Source organism: Nostoc sp. FACHB-190, from assembly GCF_014696905.1.
Lineage (GTDB): Bacteria > Cyanobacteriota > Cyanobacteriia > Cyanobacteriales > Nostocaceae > Nostoc_B.
In genome coordinates, this window is the sequence record NZ_JACJQW010000009.1 from 97,315 (window position 1) to 120,286 (window position 22,972).

General features: G+C 40.8%; 23 protein-coding genes and 1 pseudogene. 10 read left to right on the forward strand and 14 right to left on the reverse strand.

Annotated elements, in window-relative coordinates:
* Positions 1-122 precede the first annotated feature (122 nt).
* Entirely contained in the window at positions 123-1,304 is a 1,182-nt protein-coding gene (locus H6G28_RS12950; protein WP_190671188.1) for an esterase-like activity of phytase family protein, read from the reverse strand.
* Between the two features lie 115 nt (positions 1,305-1,419).
* Positions 1,420-1,788 (reverse strand): response regulator, encoded by a 369-nt coding sequence (locus H6G28_RS12955; RefSeq protein WP_190671190.1) that lies wholly within the window; start codon positions 1,786-1,788, stop codon positions 1,420-1,422.
* 269 nt (positions 1,789-2,057) lie between these two features.
* On the opposite strand from H6G28_RS12955, the gene H6G28_RS12960 reads away from it, so the two are divergent.
* Positions 2,058-2,714 (forward strand): response regulator, encoded by a 657-nt coding sequence (locus H6G28_RS12960; protein WP_190671192.1) that lies wholly within the window; start codon positions 2,058-2,060, stop codon positions 2,712-2,714.
* Positions 2,715-2,752: 38 nt separating this feature from the next.
* Here the strand turns inward: H6G28_RS12960 and H6G28_RS12965 are convergent.
* The 3 genes and pseudogenes from H6G28_RS12965 to H6G28_RS12975 all read right to left on the reverse strand — a co-directional run.
* Positions 2,753-2,881: pseudogene (locus H6G28_RS12965) on the reverse strand (hypothetical protein); the annotation flags it as partial.
* A 45-nt stretch (positions 2,882-2,926) separates the two neighbouring features.
* Positions 2,927-3,478 carry a hypothetical protein gene (locus H6G28_RS12970; RefSeq protein ID WP_190671193.1) on the reverse strand — a complete coding sequence of 184 codons (552 nt, stop codon included), beginning with the start codon at positions 3,476-3,478 and terminating at the stop codon, positions 2,927-2,929.
* A gap of 125 nt (positions 3,479-3,603) precedes the next feature.
* Positions 3,604-5,100 carry a TM0106 family RecB-like putative nuclease gene (locus H6G28_RS12975; RefSeq protein WP_190671195.1) on the reverse strand — a complete coding sequence of 499 codons (1,497 nt, stop codon included), beginning with the start codon at positions 5,098-5,100 and terminating at the stop codon, positions 3,604-3,606.
* A gap of 137 nt (positions 5,101-5,237) precedes the next feature.
* Here H6G28_RS12975 and H6G28_RS12980 point away from each other — a divergent pair, with 137 nt between their 5' ends.
* Both H6G28_RS12980 and H6G28_RS12985 read left to right on the forward strand, forming a co-directional pair.
* Positions 5,238-6,425 carry an aminotransferase class V-fold PLP-dependent enzyme gene (locus H6G28_RS12980; protein WP_190671197.1) on the forward strand — a complete coding sequence of 396 codons (1,188 nt, stop codon included), beginning with the start codon at positions 5,238-5,240 and terminating at the stop codon, positions 6,423-6,425.
* A 57-nt stretch (positions 6,426-6,482) separates the two neighbouring features.
* Positions 6,483-7,559: a glycosyltransferase family protein gene (locus H6G28_RS12985; protein ID WP_190671199.1), complete on the forward strand. Its 1,077-nt coding sequence runs from the start codon at positions 6,483-6,485 to the stop codon at positions 7,557-7,559.
* Positions 7,560-7,649: 90 nt separating this feature from the next.
* Here the strand turns inward: H6G28_RS12985 and H6G28_RS12990 are convergent, their stop codons facing one another.
* From H6G28_RS12990 to purS, 3 genes are all read right to left on the reverse strand, one after another.
* Positions 7,650-9,605, reverse strand: a complete 1,956-nt coding sequence (locus H6G28_RS12990; RefSeq protein ID WP_190671201.1) for a type I restriction enzyme HsdR N-terminal domain-containing protein — start codon at positions 9,603-9,605, stop codon at positions 7,650-7,652.
* 425 nt (positions 9,606-10,030) lie between these two features.
* On the reverse strand, positions 10,031-10,708 hold the full coding sequence (gene purQ, locus H6G28_RS12995) for a phosphoribosylformylglycinamidine synthase subunit PurQ (RefSeq protein WP_190671203.1): 678 nt from the start codon (positions 10,706-10,708) through the stop codon (positions 10,031-10,033).
* Between the two features lie 110 nt (positions 10,709-10,818).
* The gene (gene purS / locus H6G28_RS13000) at positions 10,819-11,097 is read right to left on the reverse strand and encodes a phosphoribosylformylglycinamidine synthase subunit PurS (protein WP_062297125.1); all 279 of its coding nucleotides are present in this window, start codon (positions 11,095-11,097) and stop codon (positions 10,819-10,821) included.
* 145 nt (positions 11,098-11,242) lie between these two features.
* On the opposite strand from purS, the gene H6G28_RS13005 reads away from it, so the two are divergent.
* Positions 11,243-11,629: a Fur family transcriptional regulator gene (locus H6G28_RS13005; protein WP_190671205.1), complete on the forward strand. Its 387-nt coding sequence runs from the start codon at positions 11,243-11,245 to the stop codon at positions 11,627-11,629.
* Positions 11,630-11,713: 84 nt separating this feature from the next.
* On the opposite strand, the gene H6G28_RS13010 is transcribed toward H6G28_RS13005, so the two are convergent.
* Complete coding sequence (locus tag H6G28_RS13010; protein ID WP_190588638.1) at positions 11,714-12,712, reverse strand: SPFH domain-containing protein; 999 nt, start codon at positions 12,710-12,712, stop codon at positions 11,714-11,716.
* A 59-nt stretch (positions 12,713-12,771) separates the two neighbouring features.
* Positions 12,772-13,203 (reverse strand): NfeD family protein, encoded by a 432-nt coding sequence (locus H6G28_RS13015; RefSeq protein ID WP_190588637.1) that lies wholly within the window; start codon positions 13,201-13,203, stop codon positions 12,772-12,774.
* Between the two features lie 348 nt (positions 13,204-13,551).
* Here H6G28_RS13015 and H6G28_RS13020 point away from each other — a divergent pair, with 348 nt between their 5' ends.
* A complete protein-coding gene (locus tag H6G28_RS13020) occupies positions 13,552-14,595 on the forward strand; it encodes a zinc-dependent alcohol dehydrogenase (protein WP_190671206.1) in 1,044 nt (347 codons plus the stop codon).
* Between the two features lie 100 nt (positions 14,596-14,695).
* Here the strand turns inward: H6G28_RS13020 and trpB are convergent, their stop codons facing one another.
* Complete coding sequence (gene trpB, locus H6G28_RS13025) at positions 14,696-15,937, reverse strand: tryptophan synthase subunit beta (RefSeq protein WP_190671208.1); 1,242 nt, start codon at positions 15,935-15,937, stop codon at positions 14,696-14,698.
* A gap of 366 nt (positions 15,938-16,303) precedes the next feature.
* Between trpB and H6G28_RS13030 the strand changes: the two genes are divergently transcribed.
* Complete coding sequence (locus H6G28_RS13030; protein WP_062287816.1) at positions 16,304-16,648, forward strand: translation initiation factor; 345 nt, start codon at positions 16,304-16,306, stop codon at positions 16,646-16,648.
* 339 nt (positions 16,649-16,987) lie between these two features.
* Here H6G28_RS13030 and H6G28_RS13035 read toward each other — a convergent pair whose 3' ends face one another.
* Positions 16,988-17,164 carry a hypothetical protein gene (locus H6G28_RS13035; RefSeq protein ID WP_190671210.1) on the reverse strand — a complete coding sequence of 59 codons (177 nt, stop codon included), beginning with the start codon at positions 17,162-17,164 and terminating at the stop codon, positions 16,988-16,990.
* A gap of 128 nt (positions 17,165-17,292) precedes the next feature.
* Here H6G28_RS13035 and H6G28_RS13040 point away from each other — a divergent pair, with 128 nt between their 5' ends.
* The 4 genes from H6G28_RS13040 to clpB all read left to right on the forward strand — a co-directional run bounded on the left by H6G28_RS13040 (position 17,293) and on the right by clpB (position 21,488).
* The gene (locus tag H6G28_RS13040) at positions 17,293-17,673 is read left to right on the forward strand and encodes a hypothetical protein (RefSeq protein ID WP_190588632.1); all 381 of its coding nucleotides are present in this window, start codon (positions 17,293-17,295) and stop codon (positions 17,671-17,673) included.
* Between the two features lie 155 nt (positions 17,674-17,828).
* Positions 17,829-18,230, forward strand: a complete 402-nt coding sequence (locus tag H6G28_RS13045; RefSeq protein ID WP_190671212.1) for an STAS/SEC14 domain-containing protein — start codon at positions 17,829-17,831, stop codon at positions 18,228-18,230.
* 225 nt (positions 18,231-18,455) lie between these two features.
* Complete coding sequence (locus H6G28_RS13050) at positions 18,456-18,614, forward strand: YqaE/Pmp3 family membrane protein (protein WP_190588629.1); 159 nt, start codon at positions 18,456-18,458, stop codon at positions 18,612-18,614.
* 255 nt (positions 18,615-18,869) lie between these two features.
* Complete coding sequence (gene clpB / locus H6G28_RS13055) at positions 18,870-21,488, forward strand: ATP-dependent chaperone ClpB (protein WP_190588628.1); 2,619 nt, start codon at positions 18,870-18,872, stop codon at positions 21,486-21,488.
* Positions 21,489-21,827: 339 nt separating this feature from the next.
* On the opposite strand, the gene H6G28_RS13060 is transcribed toward clpB, so the two are convergent.
* Together H6G28_RS13060 and tnpA are read right to left on the reverse strand one after the other, a co-directional pair.
* Positions 21,828-22,250 (reverse strand): hypothetical protein, encoded by a 423-nt coding sequence (locus H6G28_RS13060; protein WP_190671214.1) that lies wholly within the window; start codon positions 22,248-22,250, stop codon positions 21,828-21,830.
* Between the two features lies 1 nt (position 22,251).
* The gene (tnpA, locus tag H6G28_RS13065; protein ID WP_190671217.1) at positions 22,252-22,674 is read right to left on the reverse strand and encodes an IS200/IS605 family transposase; all 423 of its coding nucleotides are present in this window, start codon (positions 22,672-22,674) and stop codon (positions 22,252-22,254) included.
* Positions 22,675-22,972 lie beyond the last annotated feature (298 nt).

Here is a 22,972-nt window from a genome sequence, read left to right on the forward strand (position 1 = left end):
AAATCCACTGAACCCAAGGATACTTGGAAGATATCTGGGTTCTAATAACAGTAAATCCACGGTTAAAAATAATCATCACTCCAAGTAGTTCCCAGGGAGTCTGAAGGCACATTTCCAGATAATCACCAACGGAAAAAACTTAGCATCCGACGGAACCATCTGAGAATAGGTGGTTCGATTTTAAGTTGAAAAGCTAAAAACTGAGTACGCTGTAGAGAATTAAAATTATTATCGCTGACTAGAATTAATGAACGTTGTCCATTAGGTAGCCAAGGGCCGAGTGTTAACCCTTCCAGATTGTCTAGAGCTACGTCTAGGGTTCGCAAATCGAACAAAAGTTTTTTCTTTACTGGATGAATATTTCTGGAGGTGCTAAGAAGGCTGTCAATATTGTGAATATCATCAGCATCAGCTAGAGAAACTTGAAATAAAAAAATCGCAAATCCTAACCCTGTAAAAGACCTTTCTAAACTTACAAAGTGTCCTTGATTATCTAAGGCGAGTAAATCTGGTAAGCCACTAGCAAACTTACCAGTTATATCTAGCAACGGTGCGACTGGCTCAGTTTGGTACAAAAATTCACTTTCTGGCTGCTGGGTGAAGAGATTATATTGCAAAATTCGGCAAGGTGTACCAATATTTGGTTTAGCCACTGAACCATCTTGAATTAAGGCATTTTCAGTTGCGGTGAATAAATACTGATGATTGGGGGTAATAGTCAGACTTTCAAAAGCTAAATTATTGCGAATACCTATTTTAGCTTTTTGATCTGGTAAGAATTTTTTGGGTATTTTGAGTGTTGTCATACTTCTACCAGAAGCTAAGGAAAACTCTTGTATAAAAGGGTTAATTGATTTTTCCCTATCTCCTTCAGAGGAGATAAAAACAGTATCTTGATTAGTTAAAGCAATTCCTTCGGTATCGGTGGTTCCAGGGAGAAAGTTTTTTCCATCTTGATTTAATAGCATTGTTACGCCGACAGGCACAACATCATCATTTTCTAGCAAACCTTTGCTCAAATCGATTTTAAAAGTATAGAAACGTGTGGGGGCTTTTTGCCCTCTATCGTCGGAAATAGCATAATAAAGGTCATTTTTGACATCGTAGGTAATGCCTGATAAACCACCGACTTCAGTTTTTTGAAAAGATAAATTTTTGGTTAATGTTGCTTCTCCAATAAAATCTACACTGCTGATTTCAACAGTATTGGAGGTGGAATTAATCATTAAAATTGTGACAATTAAAATCCCAATTCCTAAATAAATAATTTTGGGTAATTGCCAAATTTTTTTAACTATTTTCATGTTGATGACCTTACAAGAGCAGGCGATCGCAGATAGCCACTTAATTCACCCATAGTAAACGAGCAGGTGATTTTACTAACATAACAAGTGGGACTGAGTGAAAACTTTGGTGAGACTAATTAGGATTGAGTACCTGGTTGATGGTTTGGATCAGTTCCTGGGGTTGAAACGGTTTGCTGATGTAGGCGATCGCACCCATCTTTAGCCCCCAGTAGTGATCAGACATACCGGCATTGGAGGAACAGAAGATGACAGGCACTGCCTGAGTTTCAGGATTACGTTTGATTTTGCGGCAGACTTCATAACCATTCAACCGGGGCATAACTATATCAAGAATGATAATGTCTGGGCAATCAAATTGAATTTGCTCCAGAGCTTCTATGCCATCGCAGGCAGTCTTAACATCAAAGGCGTTTGCTTTCAGTAATTCTTCTAAGAGATGACGTTGAGTGTAGCTATCTTCGACAACCAGGACGGTACTCATTTGATTTACTCCATTCAATGAGTTCATCCTAAAAAAACTAGATGCAGAAAACATGAGACATCCGTCCCCATTTTAGCTAGGTCTAAAGTCCTAGTAACAAATAGGACAGCAGAATCTTGCGACTGAAAGAAGAAAAGGTTAGGGTTGAGGGAATCATCCGAATTGAAATTGGTAAGCTATTAAGCGTGCAGTTTAAATGACGATTAGCTAATAGCTTTCAAATCCAGGTATATTGTCCGGTTTATTTTTTCAGTCATTTTTCTTAACCCATGCCGCCCATTCGTGTGCTGATTGTTGATGACCAAACCCTAATCCGTCGGGCGTTGTCCTTATTGCTGGTCGAAGATCCCCGACTGGAATTGGTGGGGGAAGCGGAAAGCGCAGAAGTGGCGATCGCTCAGATGGAAATTCTGAAACCAGACGTAATTCTCATGGATATTGTCATGCCAGGAATGGGAGGCGTTGAAGCTACCAGAGTGATTTACCAACAATTTCCAGAGACAAAAATTTTAGTACTTAGCATTGATGATGATGATGAGAATATTGCTCAGGCAATGCGGTATGGAGCAGCAGGTTATCTGTTAAAAAACACCCCTGTAGAAGAATTGTCTCTGGCAATTCAGGCAGTTCACAAAGGCTATACCCAATTAGGGCCGGGTGTAGGACGAAAGTTAATTCAGCGTATACCCGATCCTGGGATTAATCTGGATGTCGAGTGGAAAAAACTCACCCGCCGCGAACAGGAAATTGTGCGCTTGATTGCTCAAGGGGCGAATAATCGTGAAATTGCAGAGGTGCTGTTTATTTCTGAAAAAACAGTCAAAAATCACATTACCAATATCTTGAGTCATTTGAATTTGCGCGATCGCCTCCAGATTGCTTTATTTGCCACATCAAATCCCACCTATATCACCAGCAAAGCCTGATATTAACATTCGACCAAAAGCAGACAAAACCACAACCATTAAAGGATGAGTGGGTTCACAACTATTTCATTTTGAAAAAAATTTACTAGCCAGTCTTTGACGCTGCGAGTTGCGTGACAGTCGTCTTCGTTGTAGCGTTGGATAATTTCTACGAAAGAGCGATCGCCTGCGAGATAATTTACCAATCAGTACTTGTACTACAACAGGATGGTTTATAGAACTGTAGCTGTTTGTTGTACAGATTGAAGAAAATGAATCACTTCTTTAATTACTGAAGTCTGGCGTAAAATTTCCAGATCATCATTTGTCAATTGCTGGGTAATCGAAGATTGGCTATAGTCTCTTTGAGACTGAGATAGAAGTTGTTTTAGAGCTTTATTGGGTTTAGAAGTTGCCAAACTTAGCATTTCTGGAGATGGTTCATGTCCTAGCAAGCGAGACAATAGACTTCTATCTTGGAAAAAGATAATTTCTATTGAGGGAACAGCCAGAATAACTTTAACTTGCGTATCAATAGCTACACTTTTCACTATCTCTTCAATACTGCTGAGACGTTCCTGAACCACCTCTGGAGCTACTGAATCCGCATCAGCGACAATAGCGATTGGTACTTGTCGGCGAACAACTAAAGAACGCGCCAGTGATTTAATCGCAGATAATCCACCAGCAGCAACAATTTCAATGTTATTCAGTAGTTCTTTTGGCAGAACACGTTGAAGTAATTCAACGTCGGAAGCTCCTTCGCAAACAATGTAAGCGATCATGGAATATCTCTCTCCCTAACGTCATAATCAAAAAAAATATCTTATTATTCAGAATGGTAACAAGGAGGATAAGTAAGACAAGGGGGATAGAGGTTTTGTTGAGTAAACAAATTTTTGGAATAGATTTACAAACTGACTTCTGATTCTTGAATTATGCTGCATTCATTCTGAAAAAAATTTACTAGCCAATCTTTGACGCTGCGAGTTGCGTGACAGTCGTCTTCGTTGTAGCGTTGGATAATTTCTAAGAAAGAGCGATCGCCTGTTTCTAACCATTGATCATACCAGTAGATACATTTAGCGCCACTGGCTTCTTTATCGCGCCATTCAAAGCCTAACCATCGCGCAATTACTTTCAGGGCATAACTTTCTACAGGTAAGGCCACACTTTGAATTAATTGTTCGTAGACATCTACAAATCTATTTAAAACAGGATTAACTAAAGATTTTGGTGTGTGATATAGCTTGGCGAATCTTTTAACTGTGTCAAATTCGTAAACACAAAAATGATAAATTGGGGCATCGGGATATTGCCAAACCAAGTTAATAAATTGTCGCCAAACTAATTCTTCATCTTCTGGATTTTCCGCTAAAAAAGAATGAAATTGTTGTGTATTATTTTGTCTATCAACAACTAAAACACCTAACAGGTAATCTAAATCTAAGTCGGGCTGGGCTTCAATATCAAAATACAGTTCTATAGGAGCAGTAAAGGTCAGTTCTGCTGGCGGTAAGGAACTTGGTAAAATTAACGGACGTTGTTCAATAACAGCTTGGGCTTGAATAGTTAACTTAGTTGCTACTACGCTATCAAACCCTGGTAAGTCTTCTAAGATAGCGGGATTTGTATTGGCTAAAGATTCTAGGGTGGTGAGGGAAAGGGCTTGGAGTTGGGCGTAACGTACGGGTGTGACTCCTGGTAATAAAGAAAGATGTTTTTGTGCTTGGGCGATCGCATAACATTGACTATGCCAGTGGCAAAGATTACACTTTTGCCGTGAAATAAACATCTCTGGCGGTTCTGGTGATTTGATTGCTGCAATGAACTCCTCTAGAATTTGCAACATCTGGGGTGTCCATTTCGCCAAATCTACGGGATAGCTAATGTCTTTGGTACGTAAGATTAACCAAGCTTTATCAGGGGTGACTCCCTGAATTGTGGCTAAGGCTTGGGCGTGAAATGCTGACACAACTTGATATTCTTGTTTGGGACGTTTACCGAGTTCCATATTTGCAGGAACATACATCCAATCACCAAAGCAAGACTCTCCTGACTGTTTTACCAGTAAATCTGGACGGCTGAGGAGTGTATAGTTTTCGCTGGCGGTTTCTACCCAGTCTTGATAATTGCTTAACAGTACTCCCTGATAAATATACTCAACACCACGCTGCATTAATTCTAATGTGGCGGCTTGGGCTGCTTCCCGATTTCCTTGTGGATATTGCGGTTTTTCATAGTCAAACCCTGCCAAAATCCCTTGATGATAGATAACTTTGTCTTGTTGCAATTTAGACAACAAGTCATTCGGTGCATCTCTCAGGCTTTTGTCAGCATTAATATCTAAAATTGGTCGGCGTTTACAGCGTTGGTATTGTAGTAAATGTTCAGCATTAATCAACATTAATTTAAGCTAACAATAATTGTGGCTTTTTGGGGTTGAGATCAAGGTTACAGGTTACAGTTTACAGAAATTATTCTGTTCACTTGTCGCTGTCCCCTACCCCAAGGGTTGAGAGTAAAAATATTGAGATTCGACACATGACTAGTGTTTCTGCTATCCAAACTGACTTGCATCACCATCGAGATCAATTTCCCGCTTTAGCTAATAAGCTTTATTTTAACTACGGTGGACAAGGGCCGTTACCCAAACAGGCAATTGCAGCCATAATTCAAACTGAAACTCATATTCAGCAGTTAGGCCCCTTTGGTAATGAAGTTGGACGCTGGATAGGTTCTTATATTCAAACTATCAAACAAGCGATCGCCACGGAACTCAACGCCCCCCCTGAAACTATCACTCTGACAGAAAATGTGACTGTGGGCTGTAATATTCCTTTGTGGGGACTTGATTGGCATCCAGGCGACCATCTGTTATTGTCAGACTGTGAACATCAAGGGGTAATTGCCGCAGCTAAAGAAATTGGGCGACGGTTTCATGTAGAAGTTACCACCTGTCCGTTAATGGCAACTTTAAATGCAGGTGATCCGGTGGCGGTTGTTGCCCAAAATTTACGCCCCAATACCCGCTTAGTAATTCTCAGCCACGTCCTTTGGAATACTGGCCAAGTTCTGCCCCTTGACAAGATTATAGAAGTATGCAGAGATAACCATTCTTTAATATTAGTAGATGCTGCTCAATCTGTGGGTTTATTGCCGTTAAATTTAACGCAATTGGGGGCAGATTTTTATGCGTTTACTGGGCATAAATGGTGGTGTGGCCCGGCGGGTGTGGGTGGGTTATATGTCAAACCAGAAGCCTTAGAAAAACTTGCGCCGACATTTATTGGTTGGCGTGGTGTGATTAAAGATAATCAAGGACAGCCGATAGATTTGTTTCATGATGGACGGAGATATGAAGTCGGGACATCGGCTTATTCATTTTATGCGGGATTGGTGGAGGCGATCGCCCTGCATCAAAAATGGGGTACAGCCGAGGAACGTTATCAACAAATTTGTCGTAACAGTGAATATCTCTGGCGTAAATTATCCGTCTTACCGCAAATTAAATGTCTGCGAACTTCCCCACCGGAAAGCGGTTTAGTTTCCTTTCAATTTGTCCAGCATGATTCTCAAACTAGTTTCAAACTAGTGCAGTTTTTGGAAAATAACAAGATATTTACCCGTACAATTGCTAAACCTGATTGTGTTCGCGCCACCGTTCACTACTTTACTTTAGAGTCAGAGATGGATGAGTTAGTCGAACAAATAGAGAAATTTAGTCAATAGTCAAACGACTAAATAATTAAGATTTCATACTTCATACTTCACACTTCATACTTTTCCATGAAACGCCCCATCTTATACGTAGCTATAACTAATCACGGTTTTGGTCATGCTACTCGCACAGCATCGGTAGCGGCAACTATTCAAAAGTTGTGTCCTGATGTACTTTTAATTATGGTGACGACCGCACCGCGTTGGTTGCTGGAGTCATATATCGAAGGTGATTTTATCCATCGTCCCCGCGCTTTTGATTTGGGTGTTATACAAGCTGATAGTTTGACAATGGATAAAGACGCAACTTTAGCAAAATTATTAGAAATTAAAAAGCAGCAAAATTCTTTAATTGCATCGGAAGTTAATTTTATCAGACAGAATCGGGTTGATTTAATTTTGGCTGATATTCCGTTTCTTGCGCCTTTGTTTGCCAAATCTGCAAGTATTCCTTGTTGGATGATGAGTAACTTTGGTTGGGATTTGATCTACAGAGATTGGGGTGGTGAGTTTGTGGCGATCGCAGATTGGATTAGTGAGTGTTATTCTAAGTGCGATCGCTTGTTTCGTTTACCCTTTCATGAATCAATGTCGGCTTTTGAAAATATCATCGATGTGGGTTTAACAGGTGGTTCACCACGTTATTCTGCCGATGAATTACGCGCTAATTGGGGCATAACTGCACCACAAGATAAAACTATTTTACTCACATTTGGCGGCTTAGGTTTACAACAAATACCTTACGCAAATTTGCAAAATTTCCCAGATTGGCAATTTATCACCTTTGATAAATCTGCACCAGATTCAACAAATTTAGTCAAAATTCATGATAATAAATATCGCCCTGTAGATTTTATGCCAATTTGTGGACGGATAGTTTCTAAACCGGGTTATGGTACTTTTTCTGAGGCGACAGGTTTAGAAGTTCCTTTAGTGACAATTCCCCGCGATGATTTTGCCGAAGCCAGTTATCTTTTAGAGGGAATTACTAATTACAACCATCATCAAATTGTCACCCCCGCAGAATTTTTTACAGGTGATTGGAATTTCCTCCATGAATTACCCCAACTACCACAGCAAAGCCAAAAAATTGCCAAGGATGGAAATGAAGCGATCGCTCAGGCTATTATCGAGCGAATAAGGTAGGTTTTTGATGGGACGAGGGGGACAAGGGGGAATTTTGACTGGTTTAGGTTCACAACCCTTACACCCATAAACCCTTACACCCTTAAATCTCTATACTGATTTACCCCCGGAATTAATGCTTGTGCGATAAGGATAGATATGGCGCATTTCAAAGCGACATTGTTCCCATAATGGTAATAATGCTTGTTTGGCTACATTTAATTGACCTTGCGAGTGATTAATTTTGCCATTTTCGATAATCCAAATAAATATTCGTGTAATTAAATCTGCTTCCCAACTAGGGATATATTTACAATTATTTATCTTAGCAACTTGGTTATCTAAACAATAAATAACATCTTTAAAATTCCAAATTTCTTGTCTGGATATCTCGGCTGAGGGATGTTTCCAGATTATTTTTTGTAAGTTCATTGTGATATAATCCAAGCCTGCGATCGCCGTATCGGTATTCCTCACTAAATCTGTGAATACTTGATAATATTGCTGTAAACAACCAGTGGCAATATTTACAATATATGCTTTTAACCATGCTTGGATATCCCGCAGATAAGGCAGAAAATCTTTCACATCATTTATTTCTTTAAATGCTGTATGTTGACTAGGGTAATTTAAGATATTTTTCTCTAAATCAAATTCTAAAATTTGAAATTTTTGCGAGTGATAACTCATCACTTGCGGAATATATTTTTCGATTAACCAAGTTTTTGTATACTTAGCTGTCCATGTGCCTCTTATTCCGATATCTTCTTGCCAAGAATTAAGGTTACTGTTTTCTAATGTGGCGATGTGACTATCGTTGATTTCGTACAATATATCAACTTGATTATTAGATAACGCCGAGTAAGCATTACTGAAACGCGGCACAATAAAAGCATGATCCCTAATTCCGCGACTGACGCGAATAGAGGTACTATCTTGGTCAAATACATGCCATTCTGATTTACCTTGAGCGTAATTAAATTTTTTAATAAAATTGTGCATAATTTTCCAGAGTTTTACATCTACAGAAAATAGATGAAAGCCTCTAATATCTGGAAATTCAACAAATTTAAAATCCCAGGTTTCTAAATAATTCTCAAATTCAATAATTTTATTTTGATACGCCTGAGAAACAGCATCCACACATAAACATAAATCTGCCGCTTCTAACTCAGATACAATGACTGTTGTTTGTCCTAGATGAGCCTCAAAAGTATCTGTATCTATTTGTTTTAAAAAATGACGACAACCCCATTCAGGCTTAGTGTAGAGTCCCGTCATTAATTGACCTAAAATTTGCTGATGGTTGAGGGAAATTTTCAACCCTCTCAGCATCACGCTACTAAATTGAATTACACAATCACCTTTGCCAAAAGCTTGTGGTAAATTGCACTCCATCAGCACTTTTGGTTTAACAACAGTTAAGTGATTACCTTTTTTTAGTAAACAAGGTTCAAACTCAGCCTTTTCTAAAATATGGCTAAATTCTTGATGTCGTCTTAAATATTTTTCTATGCTGCTAAATTCAGGAGATTTAAAATTATTGACTGTAGTTTTAGGAATTTTTCTAACTAAATCAAAATTAAGCTGATAATAAAGATTTTCAGCAACTTGACTATTTCTCAATGTATCAATTATCCCATCAAATATCAATTCTTCTCGATGGTAAGGAAAATATTTGAATATTTTGAGACTATATCCATTAGTAATGATGAAAAATATAGGTTTGAGATAAGTGCTGTAAAATTTAGCTTGGGTAATAGCTTCAGAAAAATATTGTGTATTTGGTGCTAAATAAATAATAATTATCAATGATGTGTCAGAATTTTGCTGAACTACATCATCGGTAGCAAAATAAATTTGAGAATTTTTGAGTTGTTTGGCTGGGTTTTCTGAATTATTACTGGTTAAGTTATACTTAGTCTGCCGATATGAATCTGGATAACCCAAATATTGAAACATCGGCAAAATAAACTTTTTTTCAACATCTCCTTCAGTTTGTAAAACACGAATATCAAATACTTGTATCCACCTAATAAATAATTGCAGCGAGTCAGGAATATACATTAGAGAATCCTGCGAATACTCTGTCAGTTGCCACAGAGATTTTAGATTTTGCCAAAAATATTAGATAAATTCTATGTGCGTTGATACAAAAAGGAAGTGGGGAGTGGGGAATAGGGAGTAGGAAAGAACTTAGCCCCGACGAATGGAATTTGTGGCCATAAAAACAAAGTCCGCACTTCGACCCTTCTCCTGCCGGAGACGCTACGCGAACGACAAGCTCAGTGAACACCTACGCGGACTTTCTAAAAACCCGCGCAGGCGAGTTTCGTTTGTATAGCCCCAGACTTCAGTCTGAGGGCTATGTGCCGATACCAATTCTATAAATGAGAAGTAGAGACATTGTATACAACGTCTCTACAACAAAATCAACTAGCATCTTCATTGAGAAGCGGGATTATTTGCTATGGTTTCCAAAAAAGTCAACCCTAAACTACAGCAGCGACTTTTTCTAACAATCCTTGAAATAAACTTAATCCATCACTATCACCAAGCATCTTATCAGATGCCCTTTCTGGGTGTGGCATCATCCCCAAAACATTGCCTTGGCGATTGCAAATCCCGGCAATCTTGTTGAGTGAACCATTGGGGTTCTCGCCTGCATAGCGGAATACCACCTGGCCATTGTCTTCTATTGCCGATAAAGTGGCTCTATCAGCATAAAAGCGCCCTTCTCCGTGGGCAATGGGTAGGGTGATGGTTTGTTTACTGGTGTAAGCTTGTGTCCAAGGAATATTTGTATTTTCGACTTTTAACGGGACGCGATCGCAAATAAAATGCAAATCCCGATTTCTCGTTAATGCCCCAGGTAACAGCTTGGCTTCAGTTAATACCTGAAACCCGTTACAAATACCGAGGACAAACTTACCCTTTTGCGCGTGTTCAATCACCTGCTGCATCACAGGCGAAAATCGAGCGATCGCACCACAGCGCAGATAATCACCATAACTAAAGCCTCCTGGGATGATAATTACATCCAAATCAGCTATGTCGGTGTCTTGATGCCAAACCATGCGCGTTGGTTGACCTAACAAGTCTCTGGTGACATAAGCCACATCGCGATCGCAATTAGACCCTGGAAAAACAATAACGCCGAATTTTGTCATTTGTTATGTGTCATTGGTCATTTGGATATGGACAAGTAAAAATTAAAAAGGCAAAAGTAAAAAGGCAGAAGATTTAGTCCTTTTTACTTTTACCTTTTACCTTTTACCTTCTAAAACACTCCCGTCTGCGTTTCGACCTCAATTAAGTCAAATCGATAGTTCTCAATTACAGGATTGGCTAACATTTGGTCACAAATGTTATCTAAGTCTCTCCGTGCTTTAGTCTCATCCTGAGAGATGATGGTAAGTTCTATGTACTTACCAATCCGCACGTTTTCAACTGTTTCGTATCCCATCTGCTTGAGACCAGATTGTACAGCCACACCAGCAGGGTCTAGGACTGAAGGACGAAGCGTTACATGAATTTTGGCTAAATACTTCCGTTGCACAGTTTTTTTGCTGAATGCTGCGATCGCTATACTATAACTTTCTGTTCCAACTGAGTGAAAATAAGATTGTGAAACAGTTAAAGTTAATTTATTAGATAGCCAGTATAACAGCTTCCACTACAGTGGCGAATATCCACAACTACTTATGAGAGCCATACGCACCCGCAGTCAAGAGCGGATTTTAAACCTACTGAAAAACGTCAAACAAGGCATTTCCGCCCAAGATATTTATATTGAATTGCGGAATCGCAATCAAAATATGGGTTTAGCCACAGTTTACCGTTCCTTGGAAGCTTTAAAACTTGAAGGTTTGGTGCAAGTGCGAACTTTAGCTAATGGTGAAGCCCTCTATAGCTTAGTACAGCAGGACAAACACCACCTCACCTGTCTGCAATGTGGTATGTCAATTCCTATTAATCAATGTCCAGTCCACGACCTGGAAGACCAATTACAAGTAAGCCACAAATTTAAAATTTTCTACCACACCTTAGAATTTTTCGGTTTGTGTGATCAGTGTCAGGTTAGTCAATAGTCATTTGTCCTTTGTCATTTGTTACTAATCTCTGACACTGTTCTCAGTTAACATAATAGCTGATGGGAAAAGTAACACCAATGACTATTGACCATTCACATCAGGTATTTCCTTACCCAGCCAAGCGTTAGAATCTACATTAGTGTCAGACACTATTGAGCGAATACCCTCAAAAGCCGCCGGAATTGTGCGGGGATCGATAAACATGACTTTGCTGCTATCGCTTTTACCAATAGTCGCGCCCATATCGAGATAACCCAACGCAAACAGAACTTCTAAAGCTTTACTCGCACTGGGTTGAGAATTAATTTTTTGGGCGATGATTTCGGCTGATTCCGCAATGGCTTGGGCTTTGAGAACTTGTTGTTGACGTTCGGCTTGGGCTTTCAGAACAATGGCTTTCTGTTCCGCCTCAGCCTGCAAAATTAATGATTTTTGCCGCGCTTCTGCATCGAGAATTTGGGCTTCTGCTTTACCTCTAGCACTATTAACTGCGGCTTCCCGTTCACCTTCAGAATTTAAAATTGCAGCCCGTCTGCGGCGTTCGGCGGACATTTGCAATTCCATTGATTCGCGTACTGCTTGGGAAGGAATAATATCTCGCAGTTCTACCCGTGTGACTTTCACTCCCCAAGGGTCGGTAGCAATATCTAAATCTCTCAATAAAATTTCATTAATTTGGGAACGGGCAGTAAAGGTTTCATCTAACTCTAGTTGTCCCATTTCTGAGCGAATTTGAGTTAGTACTAAGTTGGTCATTGCTGACTGAAGATTTTCAACTTTGTACCAAGCTTTTTCCATATCAACTATTCGCCAGTACACCACCGCATCTACTTCAATACCCACGTTGTCACGGGTAATACATTTTTGTGGCGGAATATCTAAAACCTTCTCGCGGATGGTTTGTTGGTAAACGATTTTATCTAAAAAAGGCACAACAAAATTCAGTCCTGGTTCGAGCTTTTTGTTATAGCTACCCAATCTTTCTACCAAAGCTTCATTACCTTGATTGACCACTTTTACAGAACCAGCCAAAGTAGAACCACCAAGGGCTAAAAAAATTAATAACAAAAACTGTTCCACTGTAAATCTCCTGGTTATTAAATCTCTTAGTTGTTAACCTTTATACTTCACACTTCATATTATGAATGCAACAAATTTTCTGGCATGACAATTAACGTAGTACCTTCTCTTCTGACTACGTAAACACGTTGATGGGGAGCGATATCAAGTTTGTCATCATCACATTTAGCCCGCCAAGAATTGCCTTCATATAGCACTCGTCCAGTTTTGCCTGCCGGAATTTCTGTTAAAGTTTCCGCTACAATGGCATCCTGAATTTTTGATTTGCGTCGTTGCGGTTGTAAATATCGCCGAGATAGTACTATTAAAATTGTGGACAGCAATAGCCAAATTGCTACTTGTAGCCATAAACTCAAACCAAATTGGGAAAGTAGCGCCACCGCAAAGGCACTAATACCCATCATGAAGGCGACAAAAGCCGACGGTAAAAACAGTTCTAATAAACACAAACCTGAGCCAGCTAGGAGCCAAATTAAAGTAGAACTTGGCATAGCGCCATCCTAGAAACTACATTTACGAAAAAGATTTCTAAGATTAGATTCACTGAGAAATCGGTGTTTTACAGAAAACTAAATTTGTCTTGTGAAAATTAATTGTGATTAACATCGATGACAAGATGTAGCCAGAGGTACACAAAACCAGTCTATTCTAGGCAGCAAGGCTTTGACATCTAAATGTAATCGAAGTTCACTAAAAAAGTGCTGAGTTGAAAGTGCTGAGTGCTGAGTTAAATCAGAGTAGCATTACTGAAGAGTTGAGTGGTGGAGCGATCGCACCTTATAAATTCTGAATATTTACCTGATAAAATCAGGTGGAGCTTTTGAATTAGGTCACAAGCCTTGTTAGCAGCATTACTTTATGGCCAGGAAGATTTACGGTTAGAGCAAGTAGCTGACCCCACACCAGCAGCCGGTGAAGTCGTGATTCAAGTGGGTGCAGCGACAACTTGCGGTACAGATTTGAAAGTTTGGCGGCGTGGTGGTCATGCCAAGATGTTGAAACCACCAACGCTATTTGGTCATGAAGCCGCAGGGACAATTGTTGCGGTGGGCGCAGGTGTGGGTAATTGGCGAGTGGGCGATCGCGTTGTGGCCAATAACTCTGCACCTTGCATGGAATGTTTTTTTTGTCAACGCCAAGAGTATTCTTTATGCCCGAATTTAACTTGGAATAATGGCACATTTGCCGAATACTTAAAAATTCCTGCACCCATTGTCCAGCATAATTTATTGCACCTGCCCGATGAATTACCTTTTGCATTGGCGGCGATGACTGAACCATTAGCTTGTGTATTGCATGGTGTCGCTCGTTCCCATATCAAACCCAAAGATAAAGTAGTGATTTTGGGAGATGGAGCGATTGGCTTGATGTTTGTCGCGGCATTAGCTGAGACTGTTGAAGTATTACTCTGGGGAGGAAGTGACCAAAGGCTAGAAATCGGTCAAAAGCTTGGTGCAGCACAAACATTTAACTATCATCAAATTTCTGATATTCCGGGTGTGGTGAAAGAACTTACCCAAGGCTGGGGCGCAGATGTAGTGATTGAAGCTACTGGTGTACCTAGTGTATGGGAAACTGCGATCGCCTGCGCTCGTCCTGGCGCAACAGTCAACTTATTCGGTGGCTGTCCACGAGATACAACAATTACAGTCAATACAGAACAATTACATTACAGCGAACTTACATTAAAAGGCGTATTTCACAACACACCGAAATATGTGCGATCGGCACTTGCAATGATAGCCAGTCAAAAACTACCTTTAGAATTACTCATCAGTGAAAGCCGACCTTTAAAAGATTTAGAACAAGTCTTTCACGACATGAAAGCGCGTCAAGTAATTAAAGTTGCAATGGTTTGTAACCAGAATAGAATTTTTCTATGATTGACCATAAAAATGAGTAGGGAAGCCACCTAAAGCAATGGCTCCCCTACACTCAGTATTACAAAAGTTTTACCGCGTCCAAGGTGTTATTCTGACAGTTTTACTGTGGAATTAAAAACTTAGCGACGGTTTGCACATCTTTGTCACCGCGTCCAGAACAGTTAATGATAATTCTGGGACTGCCGTTAAGTTGGGGACAGAGAGTGTCGAGATAGGCGATCGCATGAGAAGTTTCCAAAGCTGGGATAATCCCTTCTAAGCGGGACAGTTTTTGAAATGCTGCCAAAGCTTCTGCATCTGTCACACTGTAATATTCTGCCCGATTCGTATCTTTTAAATAACTGTGTTCTGGCCCTACACCGGGATAATCTAACCCCGCGCTAATTGAGTGCGCCTCGGTGACTTGTCCATCTTCATCTTGCAGTAGATAGCTCATCGCTCCGTGTAGTACACCAACTCGACCTTTTGTCAAGGTGGCGGCGTGTTTTTCTGTATTCACACCTTCACCAGCAGCTTCTACCCCAATTAACCGCACAGATGGTTCATTGACAAACTCATAAAACAGCCCCATTGCATTGGAACCACCACCCACACAAGCCAAGAGAATATCCGGTAAACCGCCCCACTTTTCTAAAGCTTGGGCGCGAGTTTCTTGACCAATCACCGCGTGAAAATCTCGCACCATCATCGGGTAAGGATGCGGCCCAGCTACGGAACCAAGAATGTAGTGAGTTGTTTCAACGTTTGTCACCCAATCCCGAATCGCTTCCGAAGTCGCATCCTTGAGCGTACCTGTACCAGCTTCCACCGGACGGACTTCTGCTCCCATCAACCGCATTCTAAACACGTTCAAAGCTTGGCGTTCCATATCATGAACACCCATGTAAATCACGCATTCCAAGCCAAATCGGGCGCAAACTGTGGCTGTTGCAACACCATGTTGTCCAGCACCAGTTTCAGCAATAATTCGCTGCTTACCCATACGCTGGGCTAATAATACTTGACCCAAAGCGTTATTAATTTTGTGTGCGCCAGTGTGATTTAAATCTTCCCGCTTTAAATAAATCTGCGCCCCTGTACCATCAGGTCGGGCATAATGAGCAGTCAGCCGTTCGGCAAAATACAATGGTGTAGCGCGTCCCACATAATCCCGCAGCAGTTGTTGGAGTTCTGCTTGAAACTCTGGGTCATGACGATATTGCTGATAAGCTGTTTCCAATTCAGCTAAAGCAGGCATCAGGGTTTCCGGGACGTACTTACCGCCAAAGCGTCCAAAGCGTCCTTGTGTATCGGGAACCTGAGTAGTTGTGGAAGAATTTGGAGAGAGGGGAGTAATAGTCACGGAATTATCTTGATGACAAGTAAAGACTTCATTAATTATAAGGAGTCTGGGGTGGATAAGTAGCTCAGTGTTAAAAGATTATCGCTATGGCACAGCAGAAGGCAGTGGTTCGGCTTCGCGGTAATCGAGCGAAGTCGAGATTCACCGACCAGGCAGGAGGCAGGAGGGTTATAGCTTTGTTTACCTTTTTTAACTCAGTTTTGTTTTTTCCAACCGATAATACTAATTTGTAATTCGTAATTCAAAACCAATTCTCTATTCAAGATACCTTTGCTTTGAAAACGCTAAATTGCGAACCACTGTTAAACTCGCCTTACCTGACACCATAATGGATGTAGTAGAACTGAATCACTACCGCAATTTTGTATGTCTGCTTCAAAATCAAACTCTGATAAAAAGATTGTCTATCAAGAATTCGGGAACGATAACTCCGCCGCCACCGAACGACCAATTCAGGAACTCCCCCCGCAACAACAAAACTTGAGAATCCAAGCCACACGCACCGGACGCAAGGGTAAAACGGTAACGGTGATTACTGGGTTTCAAGCCAAACCGGAAACTTTAGCAGATTTAGTTAAGCAGTTAAAAACCCAATGCGGTACAGGTGGGACAGTCAAAGATAACACCATCGAAATTCAAGGCGAACACAAGCAGAAAATTTTAGAGATTGTTACCAAATTAGGTTACAAAGCCAAACTCAGTGGCGGCTAAGGATTCAAGTACTAGTAGGTTGGGTGAAGGCGCACGACATATATTGACAAAAATACGGTAAGGGAATTGCATGAAAATAAAGTACCAGTAAACCGAGTTTCGACTCCGCTCAACTCTCGATCTTTGAGGGTTGAGCGAAGTCGAAACCCGGCTGGTTGGGACACTATTAACCCGCAGATCCCTAAGTCTATATTGCACCGTAACCCAACATCAAATTAGAATACTTTGCCAACATAATTCAGTCGATAAAATAAACGCAGTATTCTGATTTTTATATCATTTGTTGGGTTCCACTTTTACTGCTGCGATCGCTTTTAATGAAAAGAACGCATTAAAATATTAACTCTCATCCTCTTCTAGCGCCTTTTGTATGGCTTTCCTGCAAAATTCTGGCGGATCATCTTTGGCTTTTACTGCTTCCTTCATCTCCTTAGTGACACGAAAGCTGATTTGTTCAGATAAATCTCTACTCTCTGGATTATCGAAATTTTCTGGTTTACCTTTTGACTTAGGCATTTATGTAGAAATATAAATAAGGCTTGAAGTCGATGGTTTCATCGGTTTAGGATTTTTAATCGGTAGTGTTACCAAGCTGGAAACTAGTTCACTACCGAACCACTTTTGTAAATGGCAATTTCTATTTTATGTTTACGCGAACAGAATTAGAACTGTTGACGCTGGCTCAACTGAAAATTTTGTGTAACCGATACGGTTTACGTTCCACTGGTAGCGGTGCTTATAAAGATAACTACATTACTACCCTGATGGCGTTTCCGCTATTGGCTATCCAACAAATGGAAAATAATAAAGGCTTGAGGATACCATCATTTGCAAACTACGAAAATCTGAGTGCAACGCTAGATGAGATGAATGAACCCACAACAGAGCAGATAGCTCTTATTAGAATCTCAATGGAAGGTAGAAGGATGCAAATACCGCAGAGATATCAGCAGGAAAAACTGCTGCATCGCTATCATGCTAAAAATCATCTAGAACAAGTCATCACTCTTCTGGGAATGCAATAATCAAGCAAGTAGGTTGGGGAACTACCTTTAGTGTCTAAGTTCTACCTAACCTACGAGAAATGACTATCAATGAAGACTTGTTGATAGCGATCGCACTGATGTTCACCGAACTGTAGGATAAGATTACTAATAAATTAACAGGCAAGAGGCAGATAATGTCAGTCGTGAAAGTTGAAGTACAATTATCTTCCGAAGAGTTGCTCAAAGCAGTTGAGCAATTAAACTTGTCTGAGTTAGAACAATTTGTAGCGCAAGTGATTGTTTTACAGGCACAACGTAAAGCTACTAAACTGCCACAAGCAGAAGCGGAATTATTACTCAAAATTAATCAAGGCATTCCTGTAAACCTTCACAGAGATTACCAAGAATTGATTGCTAAACGAGATGATGAAATTCTCTCTGAAGATGAGTATCAAAAATTATTGCAGTTAACTGAGGAAATCGAAAAAATCCAAGCACAGCGTCTAGAAAATTTAGCAGAATTAGCAAGTTTGCGTGGCATTTCTCTAAATACTTTAATGGAAAATTTAGGCATTCACGCAACAAACCATGTCTGAAAATCGAGAAGGAGTTGTGAATTTACGTCGAGTATTATACGCAATGGGCGAACATCCTCCAGAATGTTAATGATTGATAACGATTTTGAGTATATGTTCAGTCTCTTGTGCGTCTCCACAGCACTTGCTAGAACGCAGAAACAGCCCCGTGGGTAGCATCAGATGGACAATATTCTGGCAATGCTATCTTTGAGGAGTATAAATATAGTCTGACAGGAGGCTTATATGGACTTAATTAGGCTTGTAGCGGCGGTTTTTCTACCCCCTTTGGGAGTATTTTTACAAGTAGGTTTGGGCAAAGATTTTTGGATTAATATCCTTTTGACGTTTCTGGGGTATATTCCGGGGATTGTACATGCGGTTTGGATAATCGCCAAGAAATAATCGCGATCGCTTGATGATCACCCATTATCGATAGTACGTAAGCAATAGTGGTTTTCATCAAGCATTGTGACAATTTTGGCAAAACCTGAACTTTGTGCCTCAGTGTATTGAGAAAATATTCATTGTTCAGGTAATAATACTACTTCCCCAAGACGTGAAGACCGATCTAGTTAGTTGCGCTCTGCTTCCTACAATAACCATATAAGAATTTGTTTTCTCTGCGCCTCATCTTTGGAGTGGTTATTCAAAAAGCCTATGCAACCTACTAACCCTAACCAATTTACCGAAAAAGCCTGGGAAGCGATCGCCCACACGCCAGATATTGCTAAACAATATCACCAACAACAAATCGAAAGCGAACACCTGCTCAAAGCACTGCTAGAACAAGAAGGTTTAGCCAGCAGTATTTTAACCAAAGCGGGTGCGAATTTGCAAAAAGTCCGCGATCGCACCGATCAATTTCTCCAGCGTCAGCCAAGGGTGTCTGGTACAAGTAGTTCTGTGTTCTTGGGACGCAGTTTAGACACCTTGTTAGACCGGGCGGAGAACTATCGCAAAGATTTTAAAGACGAATATATTTCTATTGAACACTTATTGCTTGGTTATGCCAAAGATGACCGCTTTGGCAAAAGTCTACTCCAAGAATTCGGGTTAGACGAAGGCAAGCTGAAAAATATTATTAAACAAATTCGTGGGAGCCAGAAAGTGACCGACCAAAATCCAGAAGGTAAATACGAAGCACTGGAAAAATATGGACGTGACCTCACCGAAGCCGCCCGCAAAGGTCAACTCGATCCGGTGATTGGTCGGGATGACGAGATTCGCCGTACCGTCCAGATTCTCTCCCGCCGTACCAAAAATAACCCGGTGTTGATTGGGGAACCTGGGGTTGGTAAAACTGCGATCGCGGAAGGACTCGCCCAACGCATCGTGGCTGGTGATGTTCCCCAATCCCTCAAAGACCGCAAACTCATCGCTTTAGATATGGGTGCTTTGATTGCGGGGGCAAAATTCCGGGGCGAATTTGAAGAACGCCTGAAAGCAGTTTTAAAAGAAGTTACCGAATCTGGCGGAAATATAGTTCTATTTATTGATGAAATTCATACTGTTGTCGGTGCTGGTGCTACCCAAGGGGCGATGGATGCGGGTAACTTGTTAAAACCGATGTTGGCGCGGGGCGAATTGCGTTGTATTGGGGCGACAACTTTAGATGAGTATCGCAAATATATCGAAAAAGATGCCGCTTTAGAAAGACGCTTCCAACAAGTTTATGTTGATCAGCCCAGCGTTGAAGATACGATTTCGATTTTGCGCGGCTTGCGGGAACGCTATGAAAACCACCACGGGGTGAAGATTTCTGATAGTGCTTTAGTTGCTGCGTCTACATTATCGAGTCGGTATATTAGCGATCGCTTTTTACCAGATAAAGCCATTGACTTAGTAGACGAAGCCGCCGCCCGGTTGAAAATGGAAATTACTTCCAAACCGGAAGAACTTGACGAAATCGATCGCAAAATTCTTCAATTAGAAATGGAGAAACTATCTCTGCAAAAAGAAAGCGATGCGGCTTCCCGTGAACGGTTGGGAAGACTCGAAAAAGAAATTGCTGATTTCAAAGAAGAACAAAGAACCCTCAGCACTCAATGGCAGTCTGAAAAAGATATTATCAACAAAATTCAGTCTGTTAAAAAAGACATTGAACGGGTAAACTTAGAAATTCAGCAAGCGGAAAGAGACTACGACCTCAACCGCGCGGCAGAATTAAAATATGGGCAATTAACTGATTTACACCGCAAACTTGAACTAGCTGAAAGTGAATTAGCCAACGCCCAAAGAAGTGGTAAATCTCTGCTGCGGGAAGAAGTTACCGAATCTGATATTGCGGAAGTTATTTCTAAATGGACAGGAATCCCAATTAGTAAATTGGTGGAATCCGAGAAAGAAAAACTGCTGCATTTAGAAGATGAATTACATCATCGAGTCGTGGGACAAGCGGAAGCCGTGACAGCAGTCGCCGATGCAATTCAGCGATCGCGTGCTGGACTTGCTGACCCCAATCGCCCCATCGCCAGCTTTGTTTTCCTCGGCCCCACAGGTGTGGGTAAAACTGAGTTAGCCAAAGCCTTAGCGGCGTATATGTTCGACACCGAAGATGCACTGGTGCGAATTGATATGTCTGAGTACATGGAAAAACACGCCGTGTCTCGGTTAATTGGTGCGCCTCCGGGATATGTAGGTTATGAAGAAGGCGGACAACTCACCGAAGCAATTCGCCGTCGTCCTTACGCCGTGATTTTGTTTGACGAAATTGAAAAAGCCCACCCCGATGTATTTAATATTTTCCTGCAAATTTTAGATGATGGGCGCGTCACCGATGCTCAAGGTCATACTGTGGACTTCAAGAACTCAATTATCATTATGACCAGTAACATTGGTTCACAATTCATTCTTGATATTGCTGGAGATAACTCCCGTTACGACGAAATGCGTCATCGGGTAATGGAAGCAATGCGGAACAGCTTCCGTCCAGAATTTCTCAACCGGATTGATGAGTTGATTATCTTCCACAGTTTAGATAAGAAAGAACTGCGCCATATTGTCCAATTGCAAGTGGGAAGATTAAGAGACAGGTTGAGCGATCGCAAAATATCTCTCAAACTCTCCGATCATGCGCTGGATTTCTTAGCAGAAGTCGGTTACGATCCTGTATTTGGCGCACGTCCACTCAAACGGGCGATTCAGCGCGAGTTAGAAACCCAAATCGCCAAAGCCTTACTTCGCAGCGAATTCCACGACGGCGACACCATATTTGTCGATGTGCAGAATGAACGCTTGGCGTTTAGTCGCTTACCTGTGGAAGTATTTAGCAGCTAATTTGTAAATATTTCGCGCAAAGGCGCAAAGGCATAAAGGGGTGTCTTTGCGTTTTTTTATGGGTTGTTATCAGTTGACAATTGTCAATTATTTCATTCAGGCTACAGTGTACACACAAATCTGGGTTGAGTGCATCGTCCCGCCTCGGAATTAATTCCGAGTCTCACAGCGCAAGTCCTCTAAAGAGGACTCAACAAGAAACTCATTCCAGTCCACTTGAGTGGACTTTGGCTATCAGCCTGGAACTTTAGTTCTAGGCGGGATGCGTTTCATACTGCCTATTTTCGACTTGTGTGTACACGGTAGCACTTCTGGGGAGAGGTAACTGTCAACTGTTCATTATTGAACTGGTTCTGTATATTTGCAGAAAACGTTGATGCCGATTTTGAGGATATATAAGACTACAATTGTGGCGATCGCGGCATCAATCGGAATACCATGAACAGCCGCCACAGTGACTAACGAGCCAATAATACTATTAAGTAAAGCAGCACTACCAGGGTTTTTCGTATATTCTTTAATTTTGCCTTGTAAACCTTCATCGCCGCATATTTCCGCGCGGATTTCATTCAGGGTTAATTGTAAGAGAGATTTATTTTTACCGAAAGCTGTTTTACCAAATTGCTCTTGCCAAAGTTCATCAAAACTAGCTTCTAAATCACCGTTATTTTGTTGTAGAGTCGTGAGTGCTTTTTGTGCTTGCTCGTCTGCGATAATTTGTTGCAATTCTTGAAGTTCGGTAGGAGATAATTGTGTAGTCATATCATGCCTCATCGTCATGCTTTTCTAAAGATGCGATCGCTGTTCCTTGAGAATGATGATTTTTTTGGTTTCTCACATAAGAAACAGCCTTTTCTAACTGCTTACTACCTAATGACAATACACCATATCCGCGCTGCCAACTGAAAAGTACTGAATTATTTGATATATGATGATTTTGATTTAAAAAATGAGTGCTACTACCTTTAATATTTTTGACGAAATCAGCTATAGATACACTAGGCGGTATTGAAGCTATTAAATGGATATGGTCTTCTATGCCGCCAATCGCATGAATAATACTATTAAGAAAATCTGCTTTTCCAATAATGTAATTATAAAGTTCAGTTTCTTTATCAGGCGTAATCAGAGGTTGGCGTTCTTTTGTTGCCCAGACGAGATGATAATAAAGCCGCCAGAAAGCCATGATATTTTTGAATATAAAAAGGAATTTATTGATTATATTTTTTTATTAGTAAATCTGCCAAGTCCGCCTGGGAATAAATTCCCAGGCTCATAGCAAAAGTCCGTTGAAACGGACTGATAATTTATATAATTTTGATTGACATCTTCATCAGTTGTCTTCAGACAACTTACGCTATAAGCCTAGGGTTTATAACCCTAGGCGGGTATGGTCGATAGTGTATTCTGTATTTGTTATGAGTAAATTTGCCAAGCCAGCCGAGGAATTAATTCCCCGGCTCATAGCAAAAGTCCGTTGAAAC